Source organism: Actinoplanes sp. NPDC051633 (genome assembly GCF_040681735.1).
GTDB lineage: Bacteria > Actinomycetota > Actinomycetes > Mycobacteriales > Micromonosporaceae > Actinoplanes.
Genome location: NZ_JBFAZH010000462.1, coordinates 1 through 5711, shown reverse-complemented (window position 1 = coordinate 5711; position 5711 = coordinate 1). Strand labels below are relative to the sequence as shown.

Annotated in this window: 7 protein-coding genes; all 7 read left to right on the top strand. The window is 70.3% G+C overall.

All coding sequences use genetic code 11. The features are described 5' to 3' along the window. Nucleotides 1-12: 12 nt before the first annotated feature. Complete coding sequence (gene pilM, locus AB0M20_RS23865) at nucleotides 13-1020, top strand: type IV pilus assembly protein PilM (protein ID WP_364301621.1); 1008 nt, start codon at nucleotides 13-15, stop codon at nucleotides 1018-1020. Next, nucleotides 1020-1730 carry a hypothetical protein gene (locus AB0M20_RS23860; protein ID WP_364301618.1) on the top strand — a complete coding sequence of 237 codons (711 nt, stop codon included), beginning with the start codon at nucleotides 1020-1022 and terminating at the stop codon, nucleotides 1728-1730. The genes pilM and AB0M20_RS23860 overlap by 1 nt, the downstream gene beginning before the upstream one ends. Further along, on the top strand, nucleotides 1730-2320 hold the full coding sequence (gene pilO / locus AB0M20_RS23855) for a type 4a pilus biogenesis protein PilO (protein ID WP_364301616.1): 591 nt from the start codon (nucleotides 1730-1732) through the stop codon (nucleotides 2318-2320). Before AB0M20_RS23860 ends, pilO begins: the two co-directional genes overlap by 1 nt. Before the next feature lie 5 nt (nucleotides 2321-2325). Further along, nucleotides 2326-2526, top strand: a complete 201-nt coding sequence (locus AB0M20_RS23850) for a hypothetical protein (RefSeq protein ID WP_364301614.1) — start codon at nucleotides 2326-2328, stop codon at nucleotides 2524-2526. An 80-nt stretch (nucleotides 2527-2606) separates the two neighbouring features. Beyond that, nucleotides 2607-4349 (top strand): putative Ig domain-containing protein, encoded by a 1743-nt coding sequence (locus AB0M20_RS23845; RefSeq protein WP_364301612.1) that lies wholly within the window; start codon nucleotides 2607-2609, stop codon nucleotides 4347-4349. Next, nucleotides 4346-4993, top strand: coding sequence for a prepilin-type N-terminal cleavage/methylation domain-containing protein (locus AB0M20_RS23840; RefSeq protein ID WP_364301610.1), 648 nt, complete (start codon nucleotides 4346-4348; stop codon nucleotides 4991-4993). The genes AB0M20_RS23845 and AB0M20_RS23840 overlap by 4 nt, the downstream gene beginning before the upstream one ends. Then, nucleotides 4990-5711: hypothetical protein (locus AB0M20_RS23835; RefSeq protein ID WP_364301608.1), on the top strand; the 722-nt coding region annotated here is incomplete at its 3' end. The genes AB0M20_RS23840 and AB0M20_RS23835, both read left to right, overlap by 4 nt.

The following is a 5711-nucleotide window of genomic DNA, read 5'->3' as shown; positions in this document are numbered from 1 at the left end:
AGCGTCAATCCGATCGGGCTGGACATCGGCTCGTCGTCCATCCGCGCGGTGGAAGCCCGCCGCGGCAAGGACGAGTACTCGCTGAGCAACTTCGGCCAGGTGCCGCTGCCGGCCGGAACCGTGCAGGGCGGCATCGTCCAGGACCCGGTCGCCGTCACGTCGGCGCTCAAGCAGCTCTGGGCCGCCTGCAAGTTCGACACCAAGCACGTGATGCTCGGCGTGACGAACCCCCAGCTGGTCGTCCGTGAGATGTCGGTGTCCAACCTGCCGGCCAAGGAGATGCGCAAGTCGTTGCCGTTCCAGGTGCGCGACATGCTCCCGCTGGCCGTCGAACGCTCCGTTCTGGACTTCCACCCGCTCGAGGAGCCGGGCGACAACCCGACCGTGCGCGGCCTGCTGATCGCCATGCCCAAGGACGCGGTACGCACCACCGTGGACGCGGTGGAGAAGGCCGGTCTGCACGTCGACGGCGTGGACCTCGCGTCGTTCGCCGTCCTGCGTGCCGCATCCCGGCTGGACGCCCAGGTCGAGGCCATCGTGGACATCGGCTCCGATGTCACCAGCGTGATCGTGCACGCCGACGGCGAGCCGCTGATCGTGCGGACGGTGCCGCGCGGCGGCACCGAGATCACCCAGGCCATGGCGACGCGGCTCGGCATCGACCCGGCCGAGGCCGAAGCGCTGAAGTGCCGCTTCGGGTTGCACGGCGACGGCCGGCCGGACACCGTCTCGGCGGCCGCCGACGCGATCCGCCCGGTGGTCAACGAGTTGCGCAGCTCGTTCACCTACCTCGCCTCCGGCGAACGGCAGAAGCAGGTCGTCCGGGTCTCGCTCTGCGGCGGCGGCGCCCTGATGCCCGGCCTGGCCGAGCACATCCAGAAACAGCTCGACGTCACCGTCATGTACGCCGACACCACCAGCCGGCTGCGCGACACGCGAAAGGCCCGCCAGCGCGGCTTCGACAGTTTCGCGCCGTCGGCAGCGGTGTCGATCGGCCTCACCCTGGGAGGGGCAGCCTGATGTCCACCACGTTGATTCCCGTGGATCCGGCCAGCACCCCGCTGCAGAGCACGCGGATCCTGACGATCTCGGCGAGGCTGTTGCCCGAGGAGATCCTCAAGGCACGGCAGGCCAAGCGGTCCCGCGCCTGGGTGATCGTCGCGGTGGCCGTCGTCGCTTGCCTGTGCGCCGCCTGGGTCGCCTACGCCAACCACGAGAAGAGCCAGGCAGAGCAGGACCTCACCGCGGCGAGCGGCCTCGTCACCGACCTGCAGCGCAGTCAGCGCGGGTTCTCCGAGACCGTTCAGGTGCAGTCCGACACCGCCCTGCTCACCGAGCAGCTCACCACCGTGATGGCCAACGACCTCGACTGGGCCGCGATGCTGAACACCCTGCGCAGCGCCGGCACCCCGTCCGGCGTCACGATCGACGGGGTCAGCGGGTCGCTGCACCAGGACGGCGCCGACTCCGCGGCCAAGGTGCTGCCCGGTGCCACCACGACGACCTCGGTCGGCACCCTCGTGGTGTCCGGTGCGGCTCCCGACAAGAGGGCCGTCGCGGCGTACGTCGACGCCCTCGGCAAGCAGACCGTCCTGGCCAACCCCTACGTCACCAGCGTCGCCACGGAGGACACGGGCGCCGGAGTGACGTTCAGCCTCAAGGCCGAGATCACCAACGCTGCGCTCTGCGGCCGGTTCACCACCGCGTGCAAGTCCTCGGGAGGCAAGTGATGGGTGCCCGTTTCAGCGACCGGCTCTGGTGGATCGTCGGGGCGGCGGCCATCGCCCTGCTGGCCATCGCCACCTGGTTCCTGGCCGTCAGCCCGCAGCGCACCGAGGCCGCCGAGCTCCAGGTACAGACCGAGGACGCACAGGCCACGGCCGACCAGCTCCGCAACCGGATCGTCAAGCTGACGGCCGAGAAGGCGAAGCTGCCCGAGCTGACCAGAGAGCTGAACGCCCGGAAGGCGGCACTGCCCTCGGATTCCGGCGTGCCGGCCTTCCTGCGCCAGCTGCAGGCGACCGGCACCAAGGTCGGCGTCGACGTCAGCGGCGTCGTCGTGGGCGACCCGGCCGAGGAGGAGACCGCCGCCGGCGTCTGGGCATTGCCGATCCAGCTCACCGCGGTGGGCACCGAGGCGCGCCTGGGCGGCTTCCTGAGGCAGTTGCAGAGCGCGGACCAGAAGCGCGCGGTCCTGGTCGAGGTGGCGAATCTGTCCACTGAGAACAATGACCCCGCCAAGGTGACCCTCAACCTCACCGTCAAGGCGTTCGTGGCGCCGCCGGTCGGCGCGAACGCGCCGTCGATCACCACGGACTGACCGCGGTGGCGGAGGTCGAGAGCGCGATGCAGACACCGGACGGGCACTGGCGGGTGGAGATCGTCCGCGACCGTGGCACCCGTTGGTACCGCGTCGTGCACGGCGACGAGGTTCTCGACCGGCTCTCCATCGCGTCCGTCGAGCGGATCCTCGACGAGGCGGGCGTCGAACGGCACACCCTGATCGACGTCGACCCGTCCGCATAGTTCTCAAGCCGGGAGCGACGCTGCCGATGGACCGGCGACGTCTCCGCGAGCAGGAGATGCGACTTCAAGGATGGAACGGTATGCCTACCGATCGAGCCTCCGTGCCGACCAGACCGGCACCTCGCCGCAAGCTCCGGCGTGCCGCTGGTGACGACGGCTTCTCGCTGCTCGAGGTGCTGGTCGCGCTCGCGGTGATCGGCACCGTGATGGCCGGAGCGGCCCCGTTCCTGGTGAAGTCCGTGGCCGTGGTCGCACAGCAGCGCACCCGCCAGGTGGCGGTCGAGGTGGCCAACAACGCGCTCGAGCGGGCCCGCGCGTTGTCCCCGACGTCGTTGCTGGCCGGCCGCGGCCTCACCGCGGTGCAGAACCAGCTCGCCGGGGCGCCGGACCAGGTGAAGTCGATCGTCTCCGGCCTGACGATCGCCGACGCCGACGCCACCCTGACGTCGGTCACCGAACTGCTGTCCGGCGCCACCGCAGCCCTGCCGACAGCGCCTGTCCCGGTCACCGTCGGCGGGGTGACGTACGAGCAGAACTGGTACGTCAAGAGCTGCTGGCAGTCGAAGGCGAACTCGGCGCTGCTGAGCGCCGGCCTGACCGACTGCCTGGAAACCAAGCCGTTGCTCGGTCTGGTCGCTGTGCCGTACTTCCGGGTCGTGGTGGCCGTGACCTGGGAGCAGAACGTCTGCCCCGGCGACCGGTGCGTCTACGTCGCGTCGACGCTGGTCAGCACGAACGCCGACCCGGTCTTCGACCTGAAGCGCCCGCCGCCGACCATCGTCAGCCCGGGCAAGCAGGCCGGGTACGTGGACGAATCGGTGAACTTCCAGGTCGTCGCGGCCGGTGGCACCCTGCCGCGCACCTGGGCGCTGACCGGGCTGCCACCGGGCCTCACGGCCACCAGCGCCGGCGTGATCACCGGCAAGCCGACGACGGCCGGGACCTACACAGTCACGGCGCACGTGCAGGACCGGGAGCTGAAGAGCGACGACGCCACGTTCACCTGGGTCGTGGCCGACCTGCCGGTGCTCACGTCACCCGGCCCGCAGGTCTTCCGTACCCTCACGCTCACCTCGCTGCCGGTCACCCTGACCGGCGGGTTGCGCCCGGCCACATGGACGGCCACCGGCCTGCCACTCGGTCTGGTGATCGATCCGACCACCGGGGTCATCACCGGAACTGCGACGGTGCTGCAGCCGACGCCGCAGAACGCCACGGTCACCGCCGTCGACAGCACCGGCAAGAAGACGGTGTCCACGACCTTCACTTGGCGAGTGTTCACACCGGTGGCGCTGATCAGCCCCGGCACACAGAACGCGACCCGCGGCAACATCGTCAACTACACCCTCGGCCAAGCCGTCAAAGGTGGGCAGGAGCCGTATATCTGGAGTGCCACAGGCCTGCCTCCCGGCTTGGCAATCGACACCGGCACCGGCACAGTAACGGGAACCATCACCGGCGGCACCCGCTTCCTGGTGTCCGTCACGGTGACGGACAACCTCGGCGGCACCGCGTCGATCGTCGTACCGGTCAACATCGCCGCGGTCGGCACGGACCTGCGGGTCACCGCACCGAGCCCGGCCAACCCGGACCGGACCACCGCGGTGAACGCCACCGTGTCGCTGACCGCCACCGCGTCGAACGGGACGTCTTCCGGCTACACCTGGTCCGCGACCAACCTGCCACCCGGCCTGGTGATCAGCAGCTCCGGTCAGGTGACCGGGAAGCCGACCACGGCCGGCAAATACATCACCACGCTCACGGTTCGGGACTCGGCGTCGAACGTTGCGACCCTCATGCTGAACTGGACGGTGACCGCATGAAGCAACACCGGGCACCGGCCGCCCGCGACCGTGACGACGCCGGCTTCTCGCTGGCCGAGGTCGTGGTGACGCTGAGCGTGATGAGCGTCGTGATGGTCGTCTTCACCTCCGCGATCCTGCAGGTCTATCGCACCAGCGCGAAGTCCGAGTCCATCTCGATCACCCAGACCCAGCTGCAGCTCGCCTTCCAGCGTTTCGATCGGGAGTTGCGCTACGCGTCCTGGATCGCCCAGCCCGGCCAGGTGGGCACCGCCTGGTACGTGGAGTACGCCGGATTCGACGGCAGTCAGTGCGGGCAGCTGCGGCTCGAGACCGCCTCGAACCCCGACCAGGACAGCCCCAACGACGCCAACGGCGTGCTGCAGTGGCTCACCTGGCCCCGGGCCACGCCGCCGGCGCCCGGCACCCCGGGCCGCACCGTCGCCTCCAACCTGGTCACGCCCGACAGCACCGGGCCGTTCGAGCGGCAGACCCCGACCAGCCCGGGCACCAGCGGCTTCACCCCCGACTTCCAGCGGCTGCGGGTGCGGGTGTCGGCCCAGGTCGGCGACAGCGTCGCCGAGGTCGACTCGACGTTCACCGCACTGAACTCCTCGCGCAACACGCCGGCCACGAACGACTGCAGCAATGGGAGGCCGTCATGATCGGCATCAGATTCCGGCGCGGCCGGACGGCGGCCGGACCATCCGATCGGGGCTCGATGCCGATGGCGCTGCTCGTCACGCTGGTCGGCATGTCCCTGAGCGCCGCCCTCGTGCCGATCGTGGTCAATCAGATCACCAGCACCCGGACCATCGCGGCGCGGACCGACGCGTTGCAGGCCGCGCAGGCCGGCATCGACGTCGCCCTCGGGCAGCTGCGCGCCGCCGGCACCGGTGGCTCGGGCAACCTGGAGGCCCTGCCGCCGTGCGTGCTGACCGGCTCGTCGGTCATCGGCTCCAAATACCGGGTCGTCATCGACTACTTCCGCCTCTCCGACGAGGGCGCGCCCACCCGGCAGGACTGCCCGCCGACCGACGTGCCGGTGACGGCGCGCCTGACGTCGACCGGCGGCCCGGACGACGGCGCGGGCACCGGCACCCCGGCCGAGGGCACCCCCGGCACCCGCACGATCGAGGCCACGTACACATTCAAGACCAGCAACGAGAACATCAGCGGCGGGTCCGTCCAGCTGGCCTCGCCGACCGTTGCCCCGCTCTGCATGGACTCCGGGGACAACGAGTTCCCGGACGCCGGCGCGGTCGTGAAGGTGCAGCTGTGCAAGGCCGGTGGCAGCAGCGACCAGCGGTTCGCGTACACCGCCGACCTGAACGTCAAGGTGGTCGGGTCGGAGACGGCGAGCGCGCCGGCCGGCATGTGCGT

Bases quoted from the DNA above. Each gene is read 5' to 3' on its own strand.
- AB0M20_RS23860 (WP_364301618.1), top strand. From the start codon at position 1,020: ATGTCCACCACGTTGATTCCCGTGGATCCGGCCAGCACCCCGCTGCAG.
- AB0M20_RS23845 (WP_364301612.1), top strand. From the start codon at position 2,607: ATGCCTACCGATCGAGCCTCCGTGCCGACCAGACCGGCACCTCGCCGC.
- AB0M20_RS23840 (WP_364301610.1), top strand. From the start codon at position 4,346: ATGAAGCAACACCGGGCACCGGCCGCCCGCGACCGTGACGACGCCGGC.
- pilO (WP_364301616.1), top strand. From the start codon at position 1,730: ATGGGTGCCCGTTTCAGCGACCGGCTCTGGTGGATCGTCGGGGCGGCG.